The sequence below is a fragment of the Rahnella sp. PD12R genome (genome assembly GCF_019200965.1).
Lineage (GTDB): Bacteria > Pseudomonadota > Gammaproteobacteria > Enterobacterales > Enterobacteriaceae > Rahnella > Rahnella laticis.
Map to the genome: position 1 here is coordinate 376,105 of NZ_JAHTMS010000001.1, position 26,890 is coordinate 402,994.

Genomic DNA, 26,890 nt, shown 5'->3' on the forward strand with positions numbered 1-26,890 from the left:
ACGGGTTATTAATACCTGATGTCAGTAATGCAACCGGCAAGCAAACCTGCCGGCTGCATTATGACATGACGTCCTGTCAGACAAGCATTAACGTCTAATCACACTTACTCTTTATTTACGGCTTAACCGCAATTATTTTTGCCACTGCTTAGCTTTTTTTTATTGCTGTCTGTATTTACTGCTGCCCGCGTATTCTTATTTCACAAACTCAGACAGGTTGTCTTTGTCTACTGCGACGTAAGGAATACGAACGACTTTGTTTTCAATTTTCCAGTTAGTGCCATCGGCTGCTGGTTTACCGGCTGCCAGATTTTTTGCCAGATCAAACGTGGCTTTCGCCTGGTTGTTTGCATCGTTAAGCACGGTACCGGCCATTGCGCCTGATTTCACCAGTGCCAGCGCTTCAGCCAGGGCATCCACACCAAATACAGGAATGCTGGATTTGTTATGAGATTTCAGTGCTTCTACAGCACCCATTGCCATTGCATCGTTGTTGGCGATAACCACTTCGATTTTGTTAGCGTTCGGGCCGGACAGCCATGCGTCCATTTTATCTTTCGCCTGAGCGGTATCCCACATTGCTGTGTCGAGTTGCAGCTGATCAGTTTTCAGGCCTTCTTTACCATTCAGAGTGCTGATGACGTATTTGGTACGCGCTTCAGCATCCGGATGGCCAGGTTCACCTTTAATCAGCACATATTGGATCACGCCGTCTTTGTTCAGATCCCAGGCCGGGTTCGCTTTCCAGTGTTTAGCAATCAGCTCACCCTGGATAACGCCAGACTCTTTAGAGTCAGTCCCGACGTAATACGCTTTGTCGTAGCTGTCTAAATCTTTACGGGAAGGTTCTTTGTTATAGAAAACGACAGGAATGCCAGCACCGCGGGCTTTCTCAATAATGACCGGGGCAGCAGCCGGGTCAACCAGGTTAATGGCCAGGGCTTTAACCCCTTTCGCCAGCATGACGTCAACCTGGTCGTTCTGGGTGGACTGGCTGTTTTGCGAGTCATTCATCAGCAGTTGCACATCTGGAGAAGCTTTCGCATCTTTCTCGATGGCTTTGCGGACTTCGGACATGAAGTTGTCATCGTATTTATAGATGGTGACACCGATTTTAGTATCAGCAGCGTGTGCGGCAAAACCAAACATCATGCTCGCAGCCAGAGTAGCCAGTGTGAAAACCTTTTTATTCATTTGTATCTCCGGTTATGTAGGGTGTTACAGAATTTGGCACCGGAAATCCCTGCGGGAGCAGTACAGCTCCACGTCATGATTGTGGGTGCCTGCCATCCTTGACTTATAACGTCCTGACTCGCTGTGAAACCAGTCCGGTAACGCCGGACACAAAGTGAATCATGTTGAAAACGAATGCATCATAAAGGCCGCGATGTTAATAAACTGTGAAAGTTCTCACAGATTGAAAACGGTTACATCGCGTTATTTGATCAATAAGTGACGGGTGCCACATTTTGCCACGGCGCCACAGAATGGCGTCTGACCAGCGTCGGCATAAAACAATGCGAAACGCCCGTAGCTAACTGTTCTGCCGCGCCTTTTAATGCCAGCTCGGTGGCGAGCGTCGCCATTGAGACAATCGGGTAACGCACCGTCGTCATTTTCGGGCTGGTGTACCGGGCAATCGGGATATCGTCAAAACCCACCAGTGAGAAATCGTCAGGAATGTTAATTCCGTTTTCTTTCAACACGGCCATCGCCCCCGCCGCCATCGAATCGTTATACGTGAAGACTGCGCTCAGATGCAGATTGCGCCCGAGGAGTTCGACCATCGCCGCTTCTCCGCCCTGCAAATCTGGCGAACTTTGCGCACGCCAGGCCGCAGGGGGTGCAACAGCAGAATGATGTGCCTGCGTCATAGCCTGCAGATAACCCTGATAGCGCTGCAAATCATCTTCAATGCCGTGGCTCGATCCGATATAGCCGATGCGCTGATGTCCCTGAGACAGCAACAGACGCGTGGCCATTTCTGCCCCGCTGACGTTATTGAGCCACACGCAGCGATGCTCGTAGCCCGGAATAACGCGGTTAATCAGCACCATACCGGAAACCTGATCCATAAAGCGTGAAAGCTCGTCATCACCGAGCGCCTTGGAATGCACGATGAGTGCGTTACAGCGCTGGCGAATCAATACTTCAATGGCATGCCTTTCTTTTTCGGCAATATGATAGCTGTTACCTATCAGAACGTATTTCTGATGCTGCTGAGCGACGGTATCCACCGCTTTCACCAGCGCGCCAAAAAAGGGATCTGACACGTCCATTACGACCACGCCGATGGTGTCGCTGGTTTGCGTTGCCAGCGCCTGTGCGTTGGCGTTAGGCCGGTATCCCAGCGTGGCGACGGCCTGCAGAACCTGCTCGCGGGCTTCTTTGCTGGCGATAGACGGATTGTTCAGAACACGGGAAACAGTGGCGACAGACACGCCCGCCAGACGGGCGACATCACGAATTGTGACCATTTGTCGCTCCGTCATCAGCCAGAGAGTGGTACGGAGGAATACGGAAATGATTAACCCAGGAGGTAAAAAATGCAGACAAAGAGAAGCGAGGTGAAGTGCTCATGGCGTTTCCTTTTTTAGTGTAGTGGTCGTCAGACTGGCACGACCGCTATCCTAAACATTTTGCGAAACCGCCTGCGTGAATCACGTCACAGGAAAGAAAACGTTTACATACAATTCTGCAACGTTCATCTCAAATCTATAATTTAGGGTGATAGATCTGCGCTTACCTCAGGCTGTTTTCACCTCAACGCCCGAGGCTTTAATGGTCAGCGTTCGCCATAACCATTCCAGCGGCCCCTGACGGAAATAACGCAGCCACAGCAGCGTCACCAGCAGGTTACACGCCCACACCAGCGGCACCAGCGCCAGCAGTTGCAGCCGGTCGAAGTGCAGGAAGAAGCCGAAGAAATTGAAGAATGTGGTGCAAATCAGCGTCTGTAACAGGTAATTGGTCAGCGCCATGCGGCCAACCTGAGAAATCCAGTGAACCAGCCGCCAGCGCGAAATTACCGACCAGAAGCCATAACACAGCGCCAGATAGCTGACTGCCTGCATCAGAGAGCCAATTTCACGCGGAACCTGCAACAAAAAGCCGCTCCAGCGGTAGTCCCAGCCACTCTTCCATTGCAGGTAAATCGCCGGAATTTGTATCAGCAATGAAAGCGGTAACAGCACCGCCGCCACTTTGCGGTAATGCCGTTCGCTGAATTCGCCTTTCAGCCAACCGCTGCGCATCAGCCCCGAGCCGATTAACATAGCGCCCGCCAGTTCCCAGCCGTATTGCGCACCAATCGCCAGCAAACTTGAAGACAGGAGATCCAGCCGGTTCTGAATGGCTTCCCAGCCGCCTTTCAGCCGCCAGTATTGCTCATACTGAATTTCAGCCGGTCCCGGCAGCCAGAAACTCCCTGCTTTGGGCGAAGAAATCACGCCCAGAATCGCCAGCACCGCGACGCCGATGAGATACAAAATAATCCCGGTCGACACCAGCGACTGGCTGCTGCGCCCTTCCCTCACCATGCGCCAGCACACCAGGCCAATCAGCCCGTAGGACAGCAAAATATCGCCGTCCCACAACAATGTGGCGTGGATCAGGCCGCACAACAATAAAATCGAAAGACGCGACTGGATCCAGTGTTTGCCGCGCGGCAGCAGCAAATACAAACCGCCGCCAAACAGCATGGCAAACATCATCAGAAATTTACCCTGCGCAACGGCGTCGAGCACCGCCCAGGTCCAGGCGTCAGAAGCAGAAGGAAGACCGGCATAGGCCGGATTCAGATAGGCGGCCTTCGGTAAGCCGAACGCGCTGATGTTGAGCAGAAGAATGCCAAAAATGGCCAGGCCACGGGCAAAATCGAGCGTGGCAATACGTGAGCGCACCCGGAAATTCCTTTTGAGGATTATTTGGATTTTAAGAATAAGTGAAGAGAATGACAGAGGCCACTATTCAGGTAAATGAAGTTGTCGCGAGGAGAGCCCGATGCGCTGACACAAGTCAGTGATTCGGGTCTCCTCATGCGTACTTTGGGATCAGGAATGGCGGACGGTACGCAGGAATTCCTGACGTGTATTCTGGCTGGACTTGAACAAACCGCCCAGAGAGGTGGTGGTCGTTGCGCTGGTTGCATCACGCACGCCACGGGCTTTCACGCAATAATGCACGGCATCAATCGACACGGCCACGTTTGGCGTGCCGAGCAGCGTCTGTAACGCCACCAGAATCTGCTGGGTCAGACGTTCCTGAACCTGCGGACGCTGCGAGAAGAACTGCACGATGCGGTTGATTTTCGACAAACCGATCACGGTATCTTTTGGCAGATACGCCACGGTGGCTTTCCCGTCGATGGTCACGAAATGGTGTTCGCAGGTGCTGGTCAGGGTGATATCACGCACCGTCACCATCTCATCCACTTTCATCTTGTTTTCGATGACAGTGATTTTCGGGAAGTTCGCGTAATCCAGTCCGGAGAAAATTTCATCAACGTACATCTTCGCGATACGACGCGGCGTTTCCACCAGACTGTCATCGGAGAGATCCAGATTGAGCAATTGCATGATGCCAGTCATATGTTCCTGGATCCGCTGTTTGCGCGTTTCGTTGTCGATCGGCAGGGCTTCACGCAGAGGGGTTTCCAGACCACGGGCTAACAACGCCTCATGGACCAAAATGGCTTCTTTACTCAGGATTGGGGTTGGCATTCATTCTTCTCCGGCAGGTGTAATCACTTTGACGCAGATCACGCCAAAGTGAGGTGGCTTACTGTAGTGGAGAGCGGATTCAGAATCCAGTGATTGCTTGCCTGATGGATGAAAAAGCGACAAGTTACCGGTTATCCCGGACCACCAGCGCACCCGCAATCACAAAACCGGCCAGCGCGACATACAGCGCCGGTTCCAGATGATGCGTCAGCGCGGTGGATATTGCCGACAGCACTGGCCCGAACAACTGCCCGACCGCGTATCCTGTGGTCAGCAACCCGGCCATATACCGGCTGTGATTGGGCGCCAGCTCGCGGCTGTACTGTAACGCCAGCTGAACCACGCTGAGAAAACCGCCGCCCGTCAGCAGCGCACCGAGCGCCAGCCCGCTGACGCCCGGGACCACTTCCGCGCACAAAATACCCAGCCCCTGGACCCATAACGTCAGTGCCAGACGCGTATGCGTGGTGAGACGATGCCGGGTCAGAATGCCAATAACGATGCCGATCACCGCCGCGCCGCCGAACACCGGCCAGACAAACTGCGCAAACAGGCTGTCAGGAAAACGTGCCGTCGCCATCTGCGATAAAAACGTGGCAGGCAGGATGTAGCCGAAGCCCGCCAGACTGTAGCTCCATACCAGACGTTTCAGCGCCGGTGTCATGACCAGCGGTTCCGCCGCCACATGCGAACGATGCAAATCGCCTTTGCGCGGTAAATTCGGCGTGATAATCGCCACGAAAATCAGCGCCAGCACGCCGTACACCGACCAGGCCTGCGCGGACGTCAGCTGCAAACTGTGGATCCCCACGGCCAGCATTCCGCTGAGGAAAATCCCGACGCCCGGCCCGGCAAACACCGCTGCGCTCAGCGCCGGACGGCAATAATGCGCCAGCCGTTCATTACACCACGCCGACACCATCACCATCGCCCAGCCGCTGGTCCAGCCAATCAGGAAGCGCACAATACTGTGCAGCACTTCACCGGAAATCACCGCCGACAGTAATGTCAGTACCACGCCGCCCCACACGCCCAGCCATAACCGGCGTTCGAGGTGTTTGGTCGCACGCATTCCGTCAAACGCGCCACACAGATAACCGAGATAGTTGAAGGCGGCGACTAAACCCGCGCCGGTCAGCGTGAACTGATGTTCAGCTATCATTAAAGGAACTTGCGGCGTAAAGGCGAAGCGCCCGATACCCATCGCGACGACAAAAGCCAGAAAACCACTTAGCGCAATCCGAAAAGCCATAACTGCTCCGCTGTAAGAAACCGCAATGCAACATGGTAGAAACAATGAGTAAACATACTCAAAGCCCGATAATGAAAACAGAGGATTTCTGAAAAGAAAGTGAATTGGACGTTGTCAGCTATGATGCCTTGCGGATACAATCACGAAAACTGAATAATACAAACCAAGTTGTTTACGATAAGAGAACACAGGAACTCATTATGGATCTCACCCAGTTGCGGATGTTTTGCTGCGTGGCGGAAACCGGATCGCTGGCGCGGGCGGCAGAACAGCTGCATCGCGTGCCGTCGAACCTCACCACCCGTTTGCGTCAGCTCGAACTCGAACTGGGCACGGACTTGTTCATCCGCGAAAAGCAGCGTATCCGCCTTTCAGCGATGGGCCATAACTTCCTCAATTACGCCGAACGTATTCTGGCGCTCAGTGACGAAGCGATGAGCATTACCCACGCCGGTGAACCAGCGGGGAATTTCGCGCTGGGTTCGATGGAAAGCACCGCGGCCACCCGCCTGCCTTCGCTGCTTGCGGCTTATCACCAGAAATTTCCGCAGGTGGCACTTTCGCTTGTCACGGCGACGTCCGGTGAAACCATCGACAGCGTGCGGGCTGGCCGCTTAGCCGCCGCGCTGGTCGACGGACCGATTGATTTTGACGATCTGAACGGCTGCATCTCTTTTCGCGAACGTATGGTGGTGATTTCTCCGCCCGGGGAATCACCGCTTGAACTCCCGGCAGGCCGCAGCGGACATACCGTTTTCGCATTCCGCCCGAGCTGTTCCTACCGCCAGCGTTTGCAGGCGTGGATTAAAGAGATGAATGTGTCGGTGGCAAACACCATGGAAATTCAGTCCTATCATTCGATGATGGCCTGCGTCGCCAGCGGCGCGGGGATTGCGATGATCCCGCGTTCTGTACTGGAACAATTACCCGGCCACGAACGGGTACAAATTCACGAAATCCCGGATGAATTCGCCGATACCGCCACCTGGCTTATCTGGCGACGGGACGCCTTCAGCCCCAATGTCCGGGCGCTGAAAGAACTGATCATTGAACAAAATGACGGGGTGATCCCGTTACTGAAACATCCTCTTGCCGGCGAAAATGACCCGGTGATGGATCCGGCATAAGCCAACCCTTTTAACTAAAAAACACCTGACGAGAATGGAGTACGACCATGGAAATGATTAAAACACGCGCCGCCGTCGCCTGGGGCCCGAATCAACCTCTGTCCATCGAAGAAGTGGATTTGATGCCACCGCAAAAAGGCGAAGTGCTGGTGCGTATCGTTGCCAGCGGCGTATGCCACACCGACGCCTACACCCTTTCCGGCAAAGATCCGGAAGGCGTTTTCCCGGCAATCCTCGGCCATGAAGGCGGCGGCGTAGTGGAAGCTGTCGGCGAAGGCGTGACCAGCGTTGCCGTTGGCGACCACGTGATCCCGCTGTACACCCCGGAATGTGGCGAATGTAAGTTCTGTAAATCCGGTAAAACCAACCTGTGTCAGGCGATCCGCACCACGCAGGGTAAAGGCCTGATGCCGGATGGCACCACGCGTTTCTTCAAAGACGGCCAGCCGATTTTCCATTACATGGGGACTTCGACTTTCTCCGAATACACCGTGGTTCCTGAAATTTCACTGGCGAAAATCAACAAAGAAGCGCCGCTGGAAGAAGTGTGTCTGCTCGGTTGCGGCGTGACCACCGGTATGGGTGCTGTGATTAACACCGCGAAAGTGAAAAAAGGCGACACCGTGGCAATCTTCGGCCTCGGCGGCATCGGTCTTTCGGCGATTATCGGCGCAGTGATGGCGGGCGCAGGCCGCATCATCGGTATCGATCTGAACACCAGCAAGTTCGATCTGGCCCGTAAACTCGGCGCAACTGATCTGATTAACCCGAAAGATTTTGATAAGCCGATTCAGGACGTGATCGTCGAAATGACCGACGGCGGCGTGGACTTCTCCTTCGAATGTATCGGCAACGTGAACGTGATGCGTTCCGCGCTGGAATGCTGTCACAAAGGTTGGGGCGAATCGGTCATTATCGGCGTTGCCGGTGCCGGTGAAGAAATCTCCACCCGTCCGTTCCAGCTGGTAACCGGCCGCGTATGGCGTGGTTCCGCATTCGGCGGCGTCAAAGGCCGCAGCCAGCTGCCAGGCATTGTGGAACGTTATCTGGACGGCGAATTCGCCCTGAACGATTTCATCACTCACACCATGCCACTTGAAGAAATCAACGAAGCGTTTGATTTGATGCACGAAGGTAAGTCTATCCGTACGGTTATTCATTTTAACAAGTAAGGAAAGTTTTCGATGAGCAGCTCGATTGAACTACTCGAAGAACACCGGATGTTTGGCGGCTGGCAGCAGCGCTACCGCCATACTTCGGCCAGCTTGAATTGCGGCATGACGTTCAGCATCTACCTGCCACCGGCAAAAGATGACACGCCGCCGCCCGTGCTGTACTGGCTGTCGGGCCTGACCTGTAATGATGAAAACTTCACGCTGAAAGCCGGGGCGCAACGCGTCGCGGCGGAACTGGGCCTGATTCTGGTGATGCCGGATACCAGCCCGCGCGGTGAGGATGTCGCCAATGACGACGGTTACGATCTCGGTCAGGGCGCAGGTTTTTACCTGAACGCCACGCAGTCGCCGTGGGCGGCGCATTACCGGATGTACGATTACCTGCTCGATGAACTGCCTGCGTTAATCAGCGGACATTTCAGGGTCAGCGACCGTCAGTCGATCTTTGGTCACTCGATGGGCGGCCACGGCGCACTGATGCTGGCACTGCGTAATCCGCAGCGTTTCCATTCTGTTTCCGCGTTCGCACCGATTGTGAATCCGGCGCAGGTTCCGTGGGGACGTAAAGCGTTCAGCGCCTATCTGGGTAACGACGAAAGCCAGTGGTTGCAGTACGACAGCTGCCACCTGCTGAGTTCACTGCCTGCGGATCAGGTGCCATTCCCGATTTTAGTCGATCAGGGTGATGGCGATCAGTTCCTCGCAGATCAGTTGCAACCGGCAAAACTGGCCGAAATCGCCCGCCAGCGCGGCTGGCCGTTACAGCTGCGCGTGCAGCCGGGGTACGATCACAGCTACTTTACGATTGCCTCGTTTGTGGAAGATCACCTGCGGTTTCATGCAGGGTACTTGCACTCGAAAGGGTGATTGCAAAAGCCGTTGCAATGACGGCTTTATAATTGCTGAACGAGTATATTTCGGTTTCTCAATAGCAGTTATCGCTCAGGCATTTACGCCGAAACCGACGAGAGAGGAAAGTGCTTTTCCTCTCCCGACTCTCCTCGCTTTTTTACTGCGCGCTATCGCCGGAACGACGGACATGTCCTTGTGCTTCCGTGGGTGGCGCAAAATCCTGCCGCTGCGCGGTTCCTTCTCTCGGTGCTGGAGCCTCAGGTCTCCAGCCCGCTTCGTTCAGCAGGTTTTTTTGAGCGCGCCATAGTGACATTTTATTAGCTCATCTGATTTCGGTGGCTTTATTACATTAATTATAATATTAAGATATCTCGCATCGGTATTTTTTAAGGCTAAACATGCTCAAGATTTAATATCAAGATAGAGGTAATAAGCTTCAGGATGATTTAAAATTAAACGTTACTCGCCTGAGGAAGACTGAATTTAAATTCATTTATATCATATGATTACATTAATCCAGATAGCAGTTATTCGTTCTATCAATGCGACAAACTTTTTAGTTTAATAATCATTCCCGGCTTGATTAACGCATTATTTTTGATAATATCCTCGCGTTGCCCATTGAGGCCTTTAAGATTCACCCTTTCCCTTCGTGGGACCGCGAAGCCTGATTAGTAATAATCAGGCTTCTGCCATTTAAGTAGTTCCGAATATATTTTTTATTTATTAATCTGTACGAACTATAAAACGAATACACCTGTTTTTAAAATACCCTCAAGGCGCAATCAGAAAGTTTGCTGAACGAAGCGGCTTCGAGACCTAAGGCTCGAAGACCGAGAGAAGGCACCGCGCAGCGGCAAGCTTTCGCGCCAGTCACGGCGTTAACTGAAACATAGCCAACAAGCGGCAGCGCGCAGTGAAAGAGCCCGGGATTCTCAAGGGGCGCGGCGACAGGCGCTCCTTGAGGCCAGTTTGGGTGGCAACCCAAGGTCTTAGGGATACTCCCCAAAAAACACTAATTTTTCAATTTCGGATCCAGTGCATCTCTCAACCCATCCCCCAGCAGATTAAACGCCAGTACCGTCAGGAATATCGCCAGGCTCGGGAATATCGCAACGTGCGGGGCCATCACCATGTCGGCGCGGGCTTCGTTGAGCATCGCGCCCCACTCCGGCGTCGGGGGCTGTGCGCCCATGCCGAGGAACGATAAACTCGCGGCGGTGATAATCGATGTGCCTATGCGCATGGTGAAATACACCACGATGGAAGACAGCGTACCGGGCAGAATGTGGCGGAACAAAATGGTGGCGTCCGATGCGCCGATGCTGCGCGCTGATTCGATGTAGGTCTGCTGTTTCAGTACCAGCGTGTTGCCGCGTACCAGACGGGCGAACGCGGGAATGCTGAATATTGCCACGGCAATAATCACATTCGACATGCCGTTGCCCATCACGGCGACCACGGCAATCGCCAGCAGAATGCCGGGGAAGGCGAACAGCACGTCGCAAATACGCATGGTAATGCGGTCCCACGCCCCTTCGTAGTATCCGGCCAGCAAGCCGAAAAAGGTGCCAATAACCGCGCCCAGCACCACGGAAAGCACACCGGCGGCCAGTGAAATGCGCGCGCCCATCAGGATACGGCTGAAAATATCCCGCCCGAGCGAATCTACGCCGAGCCAGTGCATCACCGACGGCCCTTCGTTCAGACGGTCGTAATCGAAGTAATTTTCCGGATCAAACGGCACCAGCCACGGCGCAAAGATCGCCGCGGCGATCAGTAAAAGAATGAAAACGCCCGCAATCATTGCGATATGTTGCCGGCGAAAACGCCGCCAGAACGCTTTCCACGGCGTTCTTACCGCCTGCGGGGTTTCGGGTGTGATTATCGGCAAGCTCGCCAGTACGGCATTTCTCCGCCAGTTTTTCATGCGCCTGCTCACTTGTATCGGATAGAAGGGTTAATCACGGCGTACAGCATGTCCACCAGCAGATTGATGAGGATGAATTCGAGCGAGAAGAGCAGCACTTCGGCCTGGATCACCGGGTAATCGCGCATCTCCACGGAATCCACCAGCAACCGCCCTAACCCCGGCCAGTTGAAGACTTTCTCGACCACGATCGAGCCGCCCAGCAGGAAACCAAACTGTAATCCCATCATGGTCACAACCGGGATCATGGCGTTGCGTAGCCCGTGTTTTACCACCACAACGGCTTCATGAACGCCCTTCGCCCGCGCCGTGCGCATGTAATCTTCCTGCATCACTTCGACGAAAGATGCCCGGGTAAAGCGCGCCATAATGGCCGCCACTGCCGCGCCCAGCGTGATGGACGGCAGAATATAGTGCTGCCAGCCGTCTGCGCCGACGGTCGGCAACCAGCCCAGTTCAACGGAGAAAACCTGCATCAGCAGCATGCCCAGCGCAAAGGCCGGGAAGGAGATACCGGAAACGGCGAGCGCCATGCCCAGACGGTCCGGCCAGCGGTTGCGCCAGACGGCGGAGACTACGCCAATGATCAGCCCGATAATCACCGACCACAGCATGCTGGTCAGCGTGAGCCAGAACGTCGGCATAAAGCGGGAGCTGATTTCGTCAATCACCGGGCGTTTCGACACCATCGAATGCCCGAAATCGCCGGTCAGCGCGTTGCCGAAAAAGGTGAAGAATTGCTGATAGAGCGGTTTATCCAGCCCTAAATCCTGACGGACCAGCGCCACGACGCTGGCGTCCGCGTCCTGTCCGGCCATCAGACGCGCCGGATCACCCGGCAAAAGATGTACAAATAAAAAGACCAGCACTGCCACAATCAGCAATGTCGGAATCAATCCCAGTAATCGTTTCAGAAAATAATTAAGCATGATTCGCTGTCTGTGATTTCACGGTATGACATCCCTGTTCCTGCGGCGGAACAGACGAGTTCGGGACGCGGAGTCTGTGAACCCCGCGCCCTGAAAGCTTCACCGCATATTATTTCACATCGGCATCATCAAAGCTGAACGCCGTATCCGGCATCACATAGAAACCTGTCAGACGTTTGTTGTTGGCAGAAACCAGCCGCTCAGTCACCAGGAATGCCCACGGCGCGTCGGTCCAGATTTGTTTCTGGGCATCGGCGTACAGTTTGGCTTTCTCGGCTTTGTCGGTCGTTTTCAGCGCGTCGGACAAATCTTTATCCACCTGCGCATTGCTGTAGAACGCGGTGTTGAACTGCTTCGGTGGCGCAGCCTGGGTTGAGAACAGCGGCGACAGCGCCCAGTCAGCTTCGCCCGTTGACGCCGACCAGCCGGTATAGAACATCCGGATCCCCGCGTCTTTCTGCCCGACGTTTTCGACCTGCGCCGCACGCTGCGCGGCATCCATCGCGGTTACGGTGACTTTAATACCCACCTGCGCCAGCTGCTGTTGCGTGAACTGCAACACTTTCTGCGCGGTGCTGTTGTTATGTGAAGACCACAGCGTGGTGGTAAAACCGTCCGGATAACCCGCTTCTTTCAGAAGTTGTTTGGCTTTTGCCGGATCGTATGGCCACGGTTTGAATTTCGCGGCGTACTCAATCCCCTGCGGCAATGGCCCTTCGGAAGGCACAGCGTAACCGGCAAACGCGACTTTAATCAGCGCCTGTTTGTTGATGGCGTAGTTGATCGCCTCACGCACTTTCACGTTATCGAACGGTTTTTGCGTGACGTTAAAGCTGATGTAACGATGCAAAATTGACGGCGCGGCCACCAGATCCAGTTTCGGGTTTTTCTCCAGCAGCGCGGCCTGCTCGTAAGGCACCGGGAACGCCAGATCGGCTTCACCGGTTTGCAGCATCGCGGCGCGGGTGTTGTTATCGACAACCGGGCGCCAGGTGATGGTGTCGAGTTTAGGCTCGCCTTTTTTCCAGTAACCGTCGAATTTCTTCACTTTCACGAAATCGGTCTGATTCCACTGATCCAGCGTATACGGGCCGGTGCCCACCGGATGGAAACCGATCTCTTTGCCATATTTGGTCAGCGCCGCCGGGGAAATAATCACGGCCGACGGGTGCGCCAGAATATTGATGAACGCCGAAAACGGTTCTTTCAGCGTGATTTTCACCGTGGTGTCATCCACCGCTTCCGTGCTGGCGATATTTTTAAACAGGTTGTAGCGCTTGAGATGATTGTCAGGATTACTGGCGCGGTCAAAGTTAACTTTTACCGCCGCCGCGTTGAAGTCGGTGCCATCCTGGAATTTCACGCCCGGATGCAGCTTGATGGTGTAAACCAGACCGTCCTTGCTGACCGTGTAGCTGTCCGCCAGCACGTTTTCCAGCTTCATGTTTTTATCGAAGCCAAACAGCCCCTGATAGAAGGATTTTGCCACCGCCTGCGACAGGGTGTCGTTCGCATCATAAGGATCAAGCGAGGTGAAGTTAGAGCCTACGGCGATCACAACGTCTTTGGCAGCCCATGCTGAAGCTGAAGCCAGAGAACCGAAAATAGCGGCAGCAAGCACCGCCTGGCGGATCACGTTCTTACCTTTACGTTTCTGCTGATTCATGTCAGTTCCTTTTCCTGTCTTACCCGTTTGTCTTACAAAGAATTGGCGCTTAAAAAACAAGCCACCACAAAAATCAGTAAAGCCCCGCGATAGCGTGCCGGGCGACAAAATGCCCTTCGCCGACCTGCACCAGCGGGGCGACCAGCGGCTCGTCGTTGAGCGCACGGATCGGGCTGGGAATTTCATCCACCAGCAAGGCCTGTTCTTTTCTTTTATGCGCCGGATCGGCCACCGGCACCGCCGCCATCAGTTTGCGGGTATACGCGTGCTGCGGATTTTCAAACACCGCGCGCCGCGTGCCGATTTCAACGATTTGCCCGAGATACATCACCGCCACGCGATGACTGATACGCTCGACGACCGCCATGTCGTGAGAAATAAACAAAAACGCCAGCCCGAACTCTTTCTGTAAATCCATCAGCAAATTAATGATTTGCGCGCGGACAGACACATCGAGGGCGGAAACGGATTCATCCGCAATCACCACTTTCGGATTGAGCGCCAGCGCGCGCGCAATACAAATCCGCTGACGCTGACCGCCGGAAAATTCGTGAGGATAGCGCTGCGCGTGTTCCGGCAGTAGCCCGACTTTTTCCAGCAGCCAGGCGACGCGCGCCTCGGCCTCTGCGCCTTTCGCCACATTGTGCACCAGCAGCGGTTCCATAATGGAATAACCCACCGTCAGGCGCGGATCGAGCGAGGCATACGGATCCTGAAAAATAAACTGAATATCGCGCCGCAGGTGTTGCAGCGCACTGCCGCTGACATCGGTCAGCACCTGGCCGTTAAACGTAATCGTGCCGCCCTGACTTTTCACCAGTTTCAGCAGCGAACGGCCGGTGGTGGATTTCCCACAGCCAGACTCGCCCACCAGCGCCAGCGTTTCGCCCGGATGTAAGTCAAAGCTGACTTTTTCCACGGCATGAACGCGGCGCGTCACGCGGTTGAAAATGCCACTGCGCAGATCAAAACGCGTGACGAGATCGCGAACCTGCAAAACCGGCGGCGCACCCGGCGTCAGGGTGTCCTGCACCAGTTCCGGGTCACTTTCTTTTTGCTCCTGCACAGGGAAACGCGCGGGCAACGGTTTACCGGCCATCGAACCTAATTTTGGCACCGCCGCCAGCAGCGAGCGGGTATAGGGCTGTTGCGGCGCACGGAAAATCGCGCCCACGTCGCCGGTTTCCACGCTGTTGCCCTGATGCATGACCAGCACGCGGTCGGCAATTTCAGCTACCACGCCCATATCATGAGTGATAAAAATCACGCCCATCTGCATCTCTTTTTGCAGCACGCGGATGAGCTGTAGAATCTGCGCCTGAATGGTCACATCCAGCGCCGTTGTCGGTTCGTCGGCAATCAGCAGCGCGGGTTTGCACGACAGCGCCATCGCAATCATCACCCGCTGGCGCATGCCTCCGGAAAGCTGATGCGGATAACTGTCGAGAATGTTTCGGGCTTCAGGAATGCGCACCAGATCCAGCATCCGCAACGCTTCGGCGCGCGCAGCCCGGCTGTCTTTGTTCTGATGCAGGCGGATGGATTCCGCGATTTGCTCGCCCACCGGAAACACCGGATTGAGCGAGGTCATCGGCTCCTGAAAAATCATCGCAATATCGGCACCGCGCAGGCTGCGCATGGACGATTGCGACGCCGCCATTAAATCCACCACTTCGGCATTTCTGCGGCGAAAAAGCATGTCGCCCTGGGAAATCTGCCCGCCGCCCTGCTCCACCAGCCGCATCAGCGCCAGCGACGTCACCGATTTACCGGAACCCGATTCGCCAACAATGGCCAGCGTTTCGCCGCGCCTAACCTGAAAGCTGAGATTATTCACAGCCGGAATAATTTGCCCTTCATGCGAAAACTGCACGCTGAGCTGGCTGACGGCCAGCACATGGTCAGGCGGCAAAATAACCGGGCTGCTCATCGGTAAATACTGACGACGGATGCGTCACCCACACGGGCAAATCCGCGGTACATGCCTTCGCTGTTAAATGGCAAAACGACGTTGCCAAAGCGGTCGATGGCGATCATTCCGCCGCTCCCGCCCATCGGCAGCAGCTTTTCCTGCACCACTTTGTGCGTGGCTTCTTCGAGCGTTAAACCGGCATATTCAATCAATGCCGCGACGTCATACGCCGCGACCGTGCGCATAAAGACTTCGCCGGTGCCGGTGCTGGAAATCGCCACGGTGTTATTACTGGCGTAGCAGCCTGCACCAATAATCGGGCTGTCGCCGACGCGTCCGGCCTGTTTGTTGGTCATGCCGCCGGTGGATGTCGCCGCTGCCAGGTTGCCCTGCGCGTCCATCGCCACCGCGCCGACGGTACCAAATTTATGTTCAGGATCGATCGGGTCGCCAGACGGCTGAGCATTCAGGGACGCCCCGTCGTGATCGAGCATCACGCCGCCGTCTGCCGCAATTGCGCGCTGCAACTGTTCGAAACGTTCCTGCGTGTAGAAGAATTCCGGCTCTACCATTTCCTGCCCGTGCTTGCGGGCAAACGCTTCCGCACCCGCGCCGGTAAACATGACATGCGGGCTGTTTTCCAGCACCTTGCGCGCGGTCAGAATCGGGTTGCGGATATGATTAACGCAGCTGATGGCACCGGCATCCAGCGTGCGGCCATCCATGATGCAGGCATCCAGCTCATGCGTGCCCTGATGCGTGAAAACGGCACCTTTCCCGGCATTAAATAACGGGCATTCTTCCAGTAAACGCACCGCTTCTGTGACCGCATCCAGTGCGCTGCCGCCCGCCGCCAGAATGGCCTGCCCGCTGGCAACAATACGTTCCAGCTCGGCTAAATAATGTTGTTCTTTTTCACGACTCATTGCTGCGCGGGTAATCGCCCCGGCACCACCGTGAATGGCAATGACCGGACGCTTCTTGTCCGAAACGGAACTCGCTGAATTATCAGTAGAAGAACTCATTAGAACTGCACCCTGAGTTGTTGTATTTATGTATACAGAAAGTGATGTTGCCCTGTTTTTTGACTATATTTAGCCCGCTACAGTATGTAAAGCAGAAATGTAAAACTACAAAAACGCGCTAATTGCTTAGATTGTTTAAGAAAATCAAATACGAAGATTGAATAAACGTCCAAGACAAACCGTTAAAGAACAGGAATAATAAACGTCCTAACCGCAGATATAAGCACCTCTGGCAAAGCTTACTGTGGCCTTCTTATATTTTTTATTTTTAGGAAATCAGTTATGGAAACTGTTTATAACCGCCGTCGGATCAACGTGATCTCGTGGCTAAGTTACTTCTTTACCGGTGGGCTGGTTTCCACTTTAGGGATTGTCATCGGCCCGGTGGCGACCGCTTTCAATAAAGAGCCTGCATTTATCGGCCTGATGTTCTCACTGATGAACATCGGTTTGTTCCTGCCGATCATGATTAGCGGCATCCTGATGCGTAAGTTCGACCTCGGTAAGCAGCTGATTACCGGCTCAATTATCACCATTCTGACCTGTATCGCCCTGTTCGTGATGCCGTCCATCACACTGTTCGGCGTCGGGGTATTCCTGATTGGTGCGACGGCGGGCCTGATGATGTCTATCGGCAGCTATCTGGTTGTGCGCATCAACGATGATCCGAAAAAGCGTTCTGCCAACCTGATTTTCACCGACTTCTTCTTTGCGCTGTCCGGCATGACGCTGTCGCTGGTACTCGGTTTCCTGTTCAAACATGGCGCAAGCTGGCTGGCGATGTACGGCATCATGGGCACCCTGAGCGTGCTGATGATTTTGCTGTGCGTGGGCCAGAAATTCCCGGTGGTCGCTAAACCGGAAGCCGTGGCGAAACAGGATCGTGAAGCGAAAGAGCCGTGGGGCTTTGCCGCGTACGTGCTGTGTTTTGCGTTGTTTGCCTTCGTCTTCAGCGAACTGGTTTTCACCCTGTGGATGCCAAGCTGGTTGCATGAACACTTCGGTCTGGACACTGACCGCGCCGCGATCTACATCACCACTTACTGGATGGTGAAAGCGATTGGCCTGTTCCTTAACCAGTTCACCGTGCGTTTCGTCAAACTGCGCACGTTCCTGTTTGTCTCCGCGATTGTTGGCTTAATCAGCCTGTGCGTAGTGACACACAGCGAAAACACGGCGCTGGTGATGGTTGCAGTGGGCCTGTTCGGGTTCTGTAACTCAGGGATGTTCTCCGGCCTGATGAGCTACGGCAGCCTGCAGGTGAAAAACTCACCGCCAACGCTGACCTCTGCCCTGCTGACCACCGCGTCAGTCGGCACGCTGATTTTCGCGTCATTCTCTTCGTTCATTTACCGCGAATATGGCCTGTTCTGGGCGCTGAACATCGCTACCGTTTCTTACGTACTTCTGGTGCTGGCGGTGATTATTGCCGGTATCCGCAGTAAAGCAGAAAAGATTCATCGCGAAATGTCTGTCGGCTGAAGGGCAGACTGAGTGGTTAAATAAGCCGCGGGAAATTCCTGCGGCTTTTTTTTGGGCTGAGATTTGTCCGAATCGAAATGAGTCAGAGCAGATCAAGAAAACGTGCTGCCGCCGGTGTCACCGAATCCGCCTGATAAATGGCGTAGAGATCGGCGGGCAGCATTTCCGTCAGTGCGCAAAACCGCACACCTGGCCAGTGGATCCGCGCATAACTTTCCGGCAACAACGTAATTCCGTAACCGTTCGCCACCAGCGCCAGCGCAGTCTGCGGCTCATTCACCTGCTGTTTCACCTGCGGCAGAAAACCGTGCTGACGGCACATCGAATACAAATAACTGCCCAGACTCGACGTGTTCATCGGCATCAGAATAAAATCTTCATTCGCCAGCTGGCTGAACGCCACACTGTTTCTGACCGCCAGCGGATGATTTTCTGACAGCGCCACGGCCACATTCTCACGTCCCATCAGCTTGCTCGATAATCCCTGCGGCAGCGCCAGCTTTGCCTCGCGCCAGATGCCGATATCAATCCTTTGCAGCTGCAACGCATCGATTTGCTGAACCGGCGTAAGTTCGGTAATCGACCAGCTGATTTCCGGCGCATGCCTGCCGAAATTGTTCAGCACCGGCATCAGCGGCCCCCACGCGGCAGTGCCCACCGTACCAAACTGAATATGCCCGATTTCCCCCCGGCCAATTTTGCGCACCTGATGCAAGGAACGGTTGATGCTGTCGAGCATCAGCCCTGCTTCGCGCATCAGCGCCGCACCCGCCGGTGTCAGCGACACGGAACGGGTGGTACGCAGAAACAGCGGCGTGCCGAGCAGATGTTCCAGCTCTTTGATATGCAGGCTCAGCGGCGGCTGCGACATATTGAGCCGCACCGCCGCTTTGCTGAAACTCAGTTCCTCGGCCACGACGCGAAAGTAGTGCAGCAGGCGGAGATTAATCTGGCCGAGATCGAAAACTGAATCAGTGAATGGTCGCGTCACATTTTCTCCAGCAACATTTATTTTCCCTTAAATATTAGCGTATTGGATTTATAGATTTTGACTATAAATCCCCGTGGCGAACGGTATTAGACGCCACAGGCCGCTCACCCTAGCATTGCCTTCAACTCAACCCTACTGTCAATAATGAGAGAAGTGATCATGCTCAATAACAACGCGTATGACTGTGCAGCAATTATCCGCCAGCGTGCTCCGGGCTTTATTCCGCGCGCCGCGCTTATCTTAGGTTCCGGCCTCGGCACGCTGTGTGACGATATGTCCGGTGCGATTACCATTCCTTATCACGACCTGCCGGGGTTCCCGCAAAGCAGCGTCGTCGGCCACGCCGGTGAACTGGTTCTGGGCCATCTCGAAGGTGTACCGGTAATGTGTATGAAAGGCCGCGGCCATATGTATGAAGGCCACGGTATGTCAGTGATGACCAGCGCGGTGCGCACCTTCAAACTGCTGGGCTGTGAATTCCTGCTGGCGACCAACGCCGCCGGTTCCATGCGCAAAGAAGTCGCGCCTGGCCGTTTGGTTGCGCTCACCGACCACGTCAGCTTTATGCCGGAATCCCCGCTGGCAGGCCCGAATGACGACCGTTTCGGCCCGCGCTTCTTCAGCCTGGCGAACGCCTATGACAAAGATCTGCGCGCACAGCTTCACGCTGTCGCCGGCAAACTGGGCATCGACGTGGCAGAAGGTGTATTCGCCGCCTACACCGGCCCGAACTTCGAAACGCCTGCAGAAATCCGCATGATGCAAACCCTCGGCTGCGACGTCGTCGGCATGTCCATCGTGCCGGAAGTGATTTCTGCGCGACACTGCGGCCTCAAAGTGCTGGCGGTTTCTGCCATGACCAACTTTGCCGAAGGTTTATCCGACACCCCGCTTTCCCACGAACAAACCCTGAGCTGCGCAAAACTGGCGGTAGGCGATTTCACCCGACTGATCCGCGCGTTCTTCGCTGACCTGTCAGCGGCTGGAAAATAAGAGGCGTCTATGGAACAGGCATTCAACCGCCAGCGGATCAATATGATTTCCTGGCTGAGTTATTTCTTCACCGGCGCGCTGGTTTCAACGCTCGGTATCGTGATCGGCCCGGTGTCGCAGGCGTTTGGCAAAGACCCCGGATTTATCGGACAGATGTTTACACTGATGAACATCGGCCTGTTTCTGCCGATCATGATAAGCGGCGTGCTGATGCGCAGATTCAATCTGGGCAAACAGCTGATTACCGGCTCAACCGTCTCTGTGCTGACCTGCATCGCGCTGTTCCTGATGCCGACCATCACCATGTTCGGTATCGGCGTTTTCCTGATTGGCGCGGCGTCCGGCATCATGATGTCCATCGGCAGCTATCTGGTGGTGCGCATCAATGAAGATCCGAAGAAACGTTCGGCGAACCTGATTCTCACCGATTTCTTCTTTGCGCTGGCGGGTGTGATTCTGTCTCTGCTGCTGGGGTATTTATTCCAGCATGGCGCAAGCTGGCTGGCGATGTACGGCGTCATGGCGGTGCTGAGCCTGATGATGATCGTGCTGTGCGTCGGGCAGAAATTCCCGTCGATTCCGCAGACTGTTGAGAAAGAATCATCAACCGGCCAGCAGCACGGGCGCTGGGGCGTTTCGGTGTGGGTGTTGTGCTTCGCGCTGTTTGCTTTCCTGCTGGCAGAACCGGTGTTCACCATGTGGCTCCCAAGCTGGCTGAAAGAGCATTTCGGGATGGCGGCTGACCGCGCGGCGTTCTACATCACAACCTACTGGACGGTGAAATCCATCGGCCTGTTTGTGAATCAGTTCACCGTTCGCTTCGTGAAACTGCGCACGTATCTGCTGATTTCAGCGGGTGTCGGGCTGGTGAGTCTGGCCGTTGCGGCTAACAGCGGGAACCCGATGCTTATCCTGATTTGCGCCGGTCTGTTTGGCTTCTGCAATTCCGGCCTGTTCTCCGGCATCATGAGCTACGGCAGTTTGCAGGTCAGAAATTCGCCGCCAACGCTGACGTCTGCCCTGCTGACTATCGGCACCATCGGGACGCTGATTTTCTCCACGCTGTCGTCGCTGGTGTACAGCCAGTACGGGTTATTCTGGGCGCTGAATACCGCGACCATCGCCTATGTCTTCCTGCTGGCGGCGCTGATTTTTGCCTCAGTCAACAGCAAAGCCGAAGCGCTGGAGCAGCAACCGGTACACTGATTTACTTAAGTATTGTGTATAAAAAAGGGAAGACTCTGCGGAGCCTTCCCTTTTCTTATTTCACTGCCGTGATTAAAGCTGCGGGCAGCGCTGCAAACTGTTTAGCCAGGATGTTTCAGGCTGAGCAACCAGACGACGGGCGCGACCGTGACGACGCAGAATCAACCCTTTATCCTGCATTTCACTCAGGTCACGACGAATGGTTTCAAGACTCACATCCAGCGATTGTGCCAGTTCGCTTACCTGTAACACTTCATGCTGTTCTACCAACTGAAGGATGGCCTGATGGCGATTTTTTTTAAGCACCGGTTATTCCTGTATATTTGACAGTTGTGTGACTCATGTCACAAATAACGGAAACCATCATACCTGCGTTACATTGTTAATTTTGGGATCGATCTCAATTTTTCAGGAATCCCCACGAAGTTTTTACGCCTTCCGCAATTTTTGGTTCGCCGCGTTTCTCTGTCATACTGTGCGCATGCTCCAATTCCCCGCCCGGTTCCGGTGAAAACACCCGTTCCGCCGGGATGAACCTCAAAGGAATTTTCATGGAATTCAATACTGCCGGTCTGATCTCGCTGGAAGAAGCGCTGGAAAAAATGCGCGCTTATGTCCCGTCCAAAACAGCGAAAGATGCCGAATCTCTCCCGCTCGCTGCCGCCGCAGGCCGCATTACCGCCACGCCGGTGAAATCCCCGGTTTTCGTCCCGCCTTTTGATAATTCCGCGATGGACGGTTACGCCGTGCGCTGTGCCGATTTGCACACGGACGCCGTTCTGCCTGTGGCAGGTAAAGCCTTTGCCGGTGCGCCTTTCCACGGTGAATGGCCTGCCGGAACCTGCATCCGCATCATGACCGGCGCGCCGGTTCCGCAAGGTGCCGACGCGGTGATCATGCAGGAACAGGCCGACGTGTCGGAGGCGGGCGTGCGGTTCACCGCAGAAGTGCATAAAGGCCAGAATATCCGTCTGACCGGCGATGACATCAAACAAGGCGACAGCGTGCTGCCTGCGGGTGTGCGCCTCGGCGCAGCTGAATTGCCACTGCTGGCTTCTTTAGGTGTGACGGAAGTTAACGTCTGGAAAGCGCTGAAAGTCGCGGTGTTTTCGACCGGGGACGAACTGCAACCCGTCGGCACGCCGTTAGAGGAAGGCCAGATTTACGACACCAACCGTTTCGCCGTGCGTCTGATGCTCGAACAGCTCGGCTGCACCGTGCTGGATTTAGGGATTATCCGCGATAATCCGCAGGCGCTGCGCAAAGCCTTTGAAGAAGCCAATGCCTTTGCCGATCTGGTGATTTCCAGCGGTGGCGTGTCCGTGGGTGAAGCCGATTACACCAAGCAAATGCTCGATGAACTGGGTGAGATTGGTTTCTGGAAACTGGCGATGAAACCGGGTAAACCATTCGCGTTCGGCAAATTGCAGGACAGCTGGTTCTGCGGCCTGCCGGGCAATCCGGTTTCTGCTGCACTGACGTTTTATCAGCTCGTGCAACCGTTTATCGCTCAGCTTTCCGGCCACACCGCCTGGCAGTTTCCGCCGCGCCTGAAAGCTAAGGCCTTGACACCGCTCAAGAAATCCGCCGGACGCCTGGATTTCCAGCGCGGTATTTTCAGCACGAACGCCGAAGGCCAGCTCGAAGTACGGACCACCGGCCATCAGGGCTCGCATGTCTTCAGCTCATTCAGCCTTGCAAACTGTTTTGTGGTGCTTGAACGTGAGCGCGAAAACGTCGCCGCAGGCGAAATCGTAGAAATCGAACCTTTCAACGCCCTGCTTCGGAGCTGATCATGGCGACGCTGCCGGAACTGACGGACGCCGAAACCCTGCGTTATAACCGCCAGATCGTGCTGAAAGGGTTTGATTTCGATGCGCAGGAAAAGCTGAAAGCCAGCCACGCGCTGATTGTCGGCCTCGGCGGTCTGGGCTGTGCGGCGGCGCAATATCTGGCAGCCGCCGGAACAGGCACGCTGACATTGCTGGATTTCGACACTGTTTCGCTGTCCAATTTGCAGCGCCAGACGCTGCACACTGACGCCAGAATCGGCATGTCGAAAGTGGCATCCGCTGCGCTGGCGCTGGCGGCAATCAACCCGCACATTCAGCTGAATCAGGTTGACGCTCTGGCCGATGACGAAATGCTGCGCGAACTGATTGCCGCCTGCGACATTGTTGTCGATTGCACCGACAACGTCACGACGCGGAATCAACTCAATCAGCAATGTTTTACGCAGAAAAAACCGCTGGTGTCCGGTGCTGCCATCCGCATGGAAGGCCAGCTGAGCGTATTTACGTGGCAGCCCGGCGAGCCGTGCTATCGCTGTCTGAGCCGTCTGTTTGGCGAAAATGCGCTGACCTGCGTCGAAGCCGGCGTAATGTCACCGCTGGTCGGCACCATTGGAAGCTTGCAGGCCATGGAAACTATCAAGTTGCTGACTCACTTCGGCGAAACGCCACGCGGAAAACTGCTGATGTACGACGCCATGACGCTGCAATTTCGCCAGATGAACCTGATGAAAGATCCAGGTTGCGAGGTTTGCGGTAATCACTGATTCTCAGATTTAAGACACAAAAAAACCGCCGGATAATGGCGGTTTTTTAATGATACTAACCTCTAAATCATTCGAGTTGCATCAAGGCGGCAACTGAGTGAATCCCCGGGAGCATACATCAGTATGTGACCGGGGTTCGCGAAGGCAGCCAACGCAGAGGCAGCTTGAAGGATGACGAGGTTTAGTTGATGCCCTGGCTGCGCAGGTAGTCTTCGTAGTTACCGGAGAAGTCGATGACACGGGTCGGTGTCATTTCCAGAATACGCGTCGCCAGCGAGCTGACGAATTCACGGTCGTGGGAAACGAAGATCAGCGTGCCTTCGTACATTTCCAGCGCCATGTTCAGTGACTCGATAGATTCCATATCCAAGTGGTTGGTTGGTTCATCCATGATCAGGATGTTCGGACGCTGCATCATCAGTTTCCCGAATAACATACGACCTTTCTCACCACCGGAAAGCACTTTCACTTTCTTCTTGATGTCGTCCTGACCGAACAGCAGACGCCCGAGAACACCGCGCACCGCCTGCTCGTCGTCTTTCTCGGATTTCCACTGACTCATCCAGTCGAAAACGTTCAGGGTATCGTCGAATTCATATTCGTGATCCTGCGCGTAGTAACCGATTTTTGAGTTTTCAGACCATTTCACTGAACCACTTTCCGGCTCATGCTCACCGACCAGCGTTTTCAACAGGGTCGATTTACCGATACCGTTGGCGCCCAGAATCGCGACTTTCTCGCCGACTTCCAGCATCAGGCCCAGGTTTTTAAACAGCGGACCGTTGTCGAAACCTTTGGTGATTTTTTCCACTTCCAGCGCATTACGGAACAATTTCTTGTCCTGCTCAAAACGCATGTAAGGGTTCTGGCGGCTGGACGCTTTGATTTCGTCGAGCTGAATTTTATCAATCTGACGGGCACGGGAAGTTGCCTGTTTAGATTTGGAGGCGTTGGCGCTGAAGCGGCTGACAAATGATTGCAGCTCGGCAATTTGCGCTTTTTTCTTGGCGTTATTGGCACTCAGAAGTTCACGAGCCTGCGTTGCCGCCGTCATGTATTCGTCGTAGTTACCCGGATAAACACGCAGTTCGCCGTAGTCCAGATCCGCCATGTGCGTACACACCATGTTCAGGAAGTGACGGTCATGCGAAATGATGATCATGGTGCTGTTACGCTCGTTCAGCACCTGCTCCAGCCAGCGAATGGTATCGATGTCCAGGTTGTTCGTCGGTTCGTCGAGCAGCAGAATTTCCGGGTCAGAGAACAGCGCCTGAGCCAGCAATACGCGCAGTTTAAAGCCTGGTGCGATTTCGCTCATCGGGCCGTAATGTTGCTCAACAGGAATGCCGACGCCCAGCAGCAGTTCACCGGCGCGGGATTCGGCGCTATAGCCGTCCATTTCGCCGTAAGCGACTTCCAGATCAGCCACTTTGTAGCCGTCTTCTTCGCTCATTTCTGCCATTGCATAAATGCGGTCGCGCTCTTCCTTCACTTCCCACAATTCGGTGTGGCCCATGATCACGGTGTCCAGCACGCTGAACTGTTCGAATGCGAACTGATCCTGGCGCAGTTTACCCAGACGCTCGTTCGGGTCGAGGACCACGTTGCCGCCTGATGGCACTAAATCGCCACCGAGGATTTTCATGAAAGTGGATTTACCACAACCGTTCGCGCCAATCAGGCCATAGCGGTTACCGCCGCCAAATTTGACGTTAATGTTTTCAAATAACGGCTTGCTGCCGAATTGCATGGTGATGTTGTAAGTACTTAGCACAACGCTCGCTCTTCATTGGGAAATGTGATTTGGCGCGCATTATGCCACAACGGCGCGGCGGGATCGCCTGTAGTTGTGGTCATTTTTCACTCAATAGCTAAAAAAGTGTGTTATGCGCAGGATTATCAGAGGGTCAGAAAAGCAAAAAACCCGGCATCAGCCGGGTTTTTTCGGGTTAACAACTGAAATCAGAAGTTGTAACCGATCACGCCATAGTAACCCCAGCCGGTAGATTTCACGTCGAAATTACCATTACCGAAGTTCAGCTCAGCGCCGTCAGCCCACTGGCCGCCGTTGTGGAAGTAACGCGCCACGAACGAGTAATGCCAGTGTGTGTAGTTCAGCGAGAGGATGTGGCTGGACGCGATAGAGTTGTTAGAACGCGCTTTATTGCCGTTCAGGTCACGGAAATCGTCATCGCCCAGTGAGGAGCCCCAGTCAAAGTTGGTGAACCCGATGTAGCTCAGGTTGCCGCCCCACAGCTGCGTCAGAGGAACGAAGTATTTCACTTTGAAACGGTAGCCGTCCCAGCTGTTTTCGTTCGCTGCGCCGTAGTTTTCCCACTGGTATTTTGCATACACGTTCAGAGACAGGCTCATTGGCAGATGGGTATCAATGTCGGTACCCAGACCCATATACCAGGTGTTCTGACGGTTATCGCTGTCCGGGCCCATATCGTAGATATAGTTGTTCGCGAAGTACCATTCTTTGAACGGACCAAAGCTCAGGTCAGTGCCGGTCAGCTTATCGATAGAGAAGCGCGGTTCGATTTCCATAAACAGCGGAGAACCGTTCTTATCCCAGATACCGGTGTCGTTGCCGTTACCTGCACCGAAAGTTTTAGGAATATCGATATAGCCGTAGAAATCAAACCAGTCTTTGTGCGCAAACGCTTCATATTCAAGATAAACATCGTTACGCAGAGTAGGCCCGAAGCGGGTGTCGGCGCTGCCTACCACGTTGACACTTTGGTGCCACCAGTCAGAAACAAATTCGCCCTTGCTATCATCAGCGAGCACGGTCGCGCTGTAGGACAAAGCCATCAAAGCGCCTGCTGCAATAATTTTATTTTTCATATTTTTACCAGAAGCGGGGGTGGGACAACGCCTTGCCACTTTCAGGCGTTGCATAAATAGAACCCTAAAACTGTGATCCGCAACCGATTGCTGCACATAGTGCAATAAACATGCAATTTCCAGTCACTTCCTACAAGAGTTAACTTTTCTTAGCTAATAAATAGATTTGGTCAAGGTTTGTCAATTTCTGTTTCATCCTGATACATGCTCAACGTGACATTG

Annotated in this window: 22 protein-coding genes; 8 read left to right on the forward strand and 14 right to left on the reverse strand. The window is 54.4% G+C overall.

What is annotated here, in order from left to right; all coding sequences use genetic code 11:
* Positions 1-195: 195 nt before the first annotated feature.
* The 5 genes from mglB to KWG64_RS01835 form a co-directional block, all read right to left on the reverse strand.
* Positions 196-1,194: a galactose/glucose ABC transporter substrate-binding protein MglB gene (gene mglB, locus KWG64_RS01815; protein ID WP_195812833.1), complete on the reverse strand. Its 999-nt coding sequence runs from the start codon at positions 1,192-1,194 to the stop codon at positions 196-198.
* A 251-nt stretch (positions 1,195-1,445) separates the two neighbouring features.
* The gene (gene galS, locus KWG64_RS01820) at positions 1,446-2,477 is read right to left on the reverse strand and encodes an HTH-type transcriptional regulator GalS (RefSeq protein ID WP_152324227.1); all 1,032 of its coding nucleotides are present in this window, start codon (positions 2,475-2,477) and stop codon (positions 1,446-1,448) included.
* Positions 2,478-2,747: 270 nt separating this feature from the next.
* Positions 2,748-3,902 carry a DUF418 domain-containing protein YeiB gene (gene yeiB / locus KWG64_RS01825; RefSeq protein ID WP_218520741.1) on the reverse strand — a complete coding sequence of 385 codons (1,155 nt, stop codon included), beginning with the start codon at positions 3,900-3,902 and terminating at the stop codon, positions 2,748-2,750.
* 150 nt (positions 3,903-4,052) lie between these two features.
* Positions 4,053-4,721, reverse strand: coding sequence for a GTP cyclohydrolase I FolE (gene folE / locus KWG64_RS01830; protein WP_218520742.1), 669 nt, complete (start codon positions 4,719-4,721; stop codon positions 4,053-4,055).
* 124 nt (positions 4,722-4,845) lie between these two features.
* Positions 4,846-5,973 (reverse strand): YbfB/YjiJ family MFS transporter, encoded by a 1,128-nt coding sequence (locus KWG64_RS01835; protein WP_218520743.1) that lies wholly within the window; start codon positions 5,971-5,973, stop codon positions 4,846-4,848.
* 200 nt (positions 5,974-6,173) lie between these two features.
* Here KWG64_RS01835 and KWG64_RS01840 point away from each other — a divergent pair, with 200 nt between their 5' ends.
* From KWG64_RS01840 to fghA, 3 genes are read left to right on the forward strand one after another with little or no spacing between them, the layout of a single operon-like run.
* Positions 6,174-7,100 carry a LysR family transcriptional regulator gene (locus tag KWG64_RS01840; protein ID WP_218520744.1) on the forward strand — a complete coding sequence of 309 codons (927 nt, stop codon included), beginning with the start codon at positions 6,174-6,176 and terminating at the stop codon, positions 7,098-7,100.
* Between the two features lie 47 nt (positions 7,101-7,147).
* Positions 7,148-8,272 (forward strand): S-(hydroxymethyl)glutathione dehydrogenase/class III alcohol dehydrogenase, encoded by a 1,125-nt coding sequence (locus KWG64_RS01845; RefSeq protein ID WP_152324232.1) that lies wholly within the window; start codon positions 7,148-7,150, stop codon positions 8,270-8,272.
* Positions 8,273-8,284: 12 nt separating this feature from the next.
* Positions 8,285-9,142, forward strand: coding sequence for an S-formylglutathione hydrolase (gene fghA / locus KWG64_RS01850; protein WP_218520745.1), 858 nt, complete (start codon positions 8,285-8,287; stop codon positions 9,140-9,142).
* 1,000 nt (positions 9,143-10,142) lie between these two features.
* Here the strand turns inward: fghA and gsiD are convergent.
* The 5 genes from gsiD to KWG64_RS01875 form a co-directional block, all read right to left on the reverse strand.
* A complete protein-coding gene (gene gsiD / locus KWG64_RS01855; RefSeq protein ID WP_195825026.1) occupies positions 10,143-11,057 on the reverse strand; it encodes a glutathione ABC transporter permease GsiD in 915 nt (304 codons plus the stop codon).
* Positions 11,058-11,065: 8 nt separating this feature from the next.
* The gene (gene gsiC, locus KWG64_RS01860; RefSeq protein WP_195812840.1) at positions 11,066-11,986 is read right to left on the reverse strand and encodes a glutathione ABC transporter permease GsiC; all 921 of its coding nucleotides are present in this window, start codon (positions 11,984-11,986) and stop codon (positions 11,066-11,068) included.
* A gap of 109 nt (positions 11,987-12,095) precedes the next feature.
* A complete protein-coding gene (gene gsiB, locus KWG64_RS01865; protein WP_195825028.1) occupies positions 12,096-13,652 on the reverse strand; it encodes a glutathione ABC transporter substrate-binding protein GsiB in 1,557 nt (518 codons plus the stop codon).
* Positions 13,653-13,725: 73 nt separating this feature from the next.
* On the reverse strand, positions 13,726-15,582 hold the full coding sequence (gsiA, locus tag KWG64_RS01870; RefSeq protein WP_101075980.1) for a glutathione ABC transporter ATP-binding protein GsiA: 1,857 nt from the start codon (positions 15,580-15,582) through the stop codon (positions 13,726-13,728).
* The gene (locus tag KWG64_RS01875; RefSeq protein ID WP_218520746.1) at positions 15,579-16,589 is read right to left on the reverse strand and encodes an isoaspartyl peptidase/L-asparaginase family protein; all 1,011 of its coding nucleotides are present in this window, start codon (positions 16,587-16,589) and stop codon (positions 15,579-15,581) included. The genes gsiA and KWG64_RS01875 overlap by 4 nt, the downstream gene beginning before the upstream one ends.
* Before the next feature lie 282 nt (positions 16,590-16,871).
* On the opposite strand from KWG64_RS01875, the gene tsgA (KWG64_RS01880) reads away from it, so the two are divergent.
* Complete coding sequence (gene tsgA / locus KWG64_RS01880) at positions 16,872-18,071, forward strand: MFS transporter TsgA (RefSeq protein ID WP_195812843.1); 1,200 nt, start codon at positions 16,872-16,874, stop codon at positions 18,069-18,071.
* 82 nt (positions 18,072-18,153) lie between these two features.
* On the opposite strand, the gene KWG64_RS01885 is transcribed toward tsgA (KWG64_RS01880), so the two are convergent.
* Positions 18,154-19,062, reverse strand: a complete 909-nt coding sequence (locus KWG64_RS01885) for a LysR family transcriptional regulator (protein WP_195812844.1) — start codon at positions 19,060-19,062, stop codon at positions 18,154-18,156.
* Positions 19,063-19,221: 159 nt separating this feature from the next.
* Here KWG64_RS01885 and xapA point away from each other — a divergent pair, with 159 nt between their 5' ends.
* A complete protein-coding gene (gene xapA, locus KWG64_RS01890; protein ID WP_218520747.1) occupies positions 19,222-20,055 on the forward strand; it encodes a xanthosine phosphorylase in 834 nt (277 codons plus the stop codon).
* Positions 20,056-20,064: 9 nt separating this feature from the next.
* A complete protein-coding gene (tsgA, locus tag KWG64_RS01895) occupies positions 20,065-21,261 on the forward strand; it encodes an MFS transporter TsgA (protein WP_218520748.1) in 1,197 nt (398 codons plus the stop codon).
* 72 nt (positions 21,262-21,333) lie between these two features.
* On the opposite strand, the gene KWG64_RS01900 is transcribed toward tsgA (KWG64_RS01895), so the two are convergent.
* The gene (locus KWG64_RS01900) at positions 21,334-21,567 is read right to left on the reverse strand and encodes a DeoR family transcriptional regulator (protein ID WP_101075987.1); all 234 of its coding nucleotides are present in this window, start codon (positions 21,565-21,567) and stop codon (positions 21,334-21,336) included.
* A gap of 245 nt (positions 21,568-21,812) precedes the next feature.
* On the opposite strand from KWG64_RS01900, the gene moeA reads away from it, so the two are divergent.
* Both moeA and moeB read left to right on the forward strand, forming a co-directional pair.
* The gene (gene moeA / locus KWG64_RS01905) at positions 21,813-23,054 is read left to right on the forward strand and encodes a molybdopterin molybdotransferase MoeA (protein WP_218520749.1); all 1,242 of its coding nucleotides are present in this window, start codon (positions 21,813-21,815) and stop codon (positions 23,052-23,054) included.
* Positions 23,055-23,056: 2 nt separating this feature from the next.
* Positions 23,057-23,818 carry a molybdopterin-synthase adenylyltransferase MoeB gene (gene moeB, locus KWG64_RS01910; RefSeq protein ID WP_218520750.1) on the forward strand — a complete coding sequence of 254 codons (762 nt, stop codon included), beginning with the start codon at positions 23,057-23,059 and terminating at the stop codon, positions 23,816-23,818.
* 181 nt (positions 23,819-23,999) lie between these two features.
* Here the strand turns inward: moeB and KWG64_RS01915 are convergent, their stop codons facing one another.
* Positions 24,000-25,592: an ABC-F family ATPase gene (locus KWG64_RS01915; protein WP_101075990.1), complete on the reverse strand. Its 1,593-nt coding sequence runs from the start codon at positions 25,590-25,592 to the stop codon at positions 24,000-24,002.
* Between the two features lie 188 nt (positions 25,593-25,780).
* Positions 25,781-26,668, reverse strand: a complete 888-nt coding sequence (locus KWG64_RS01920; RefSeq protein WP_101075991.1) for a nucleoside-specific channel-forming protein Tsx — start codon at positions 26,666-26,668, stop codon at positions 25,781-25,783.
* Positions 26,669-26,890: the final 222 nt, after the last annotated feature.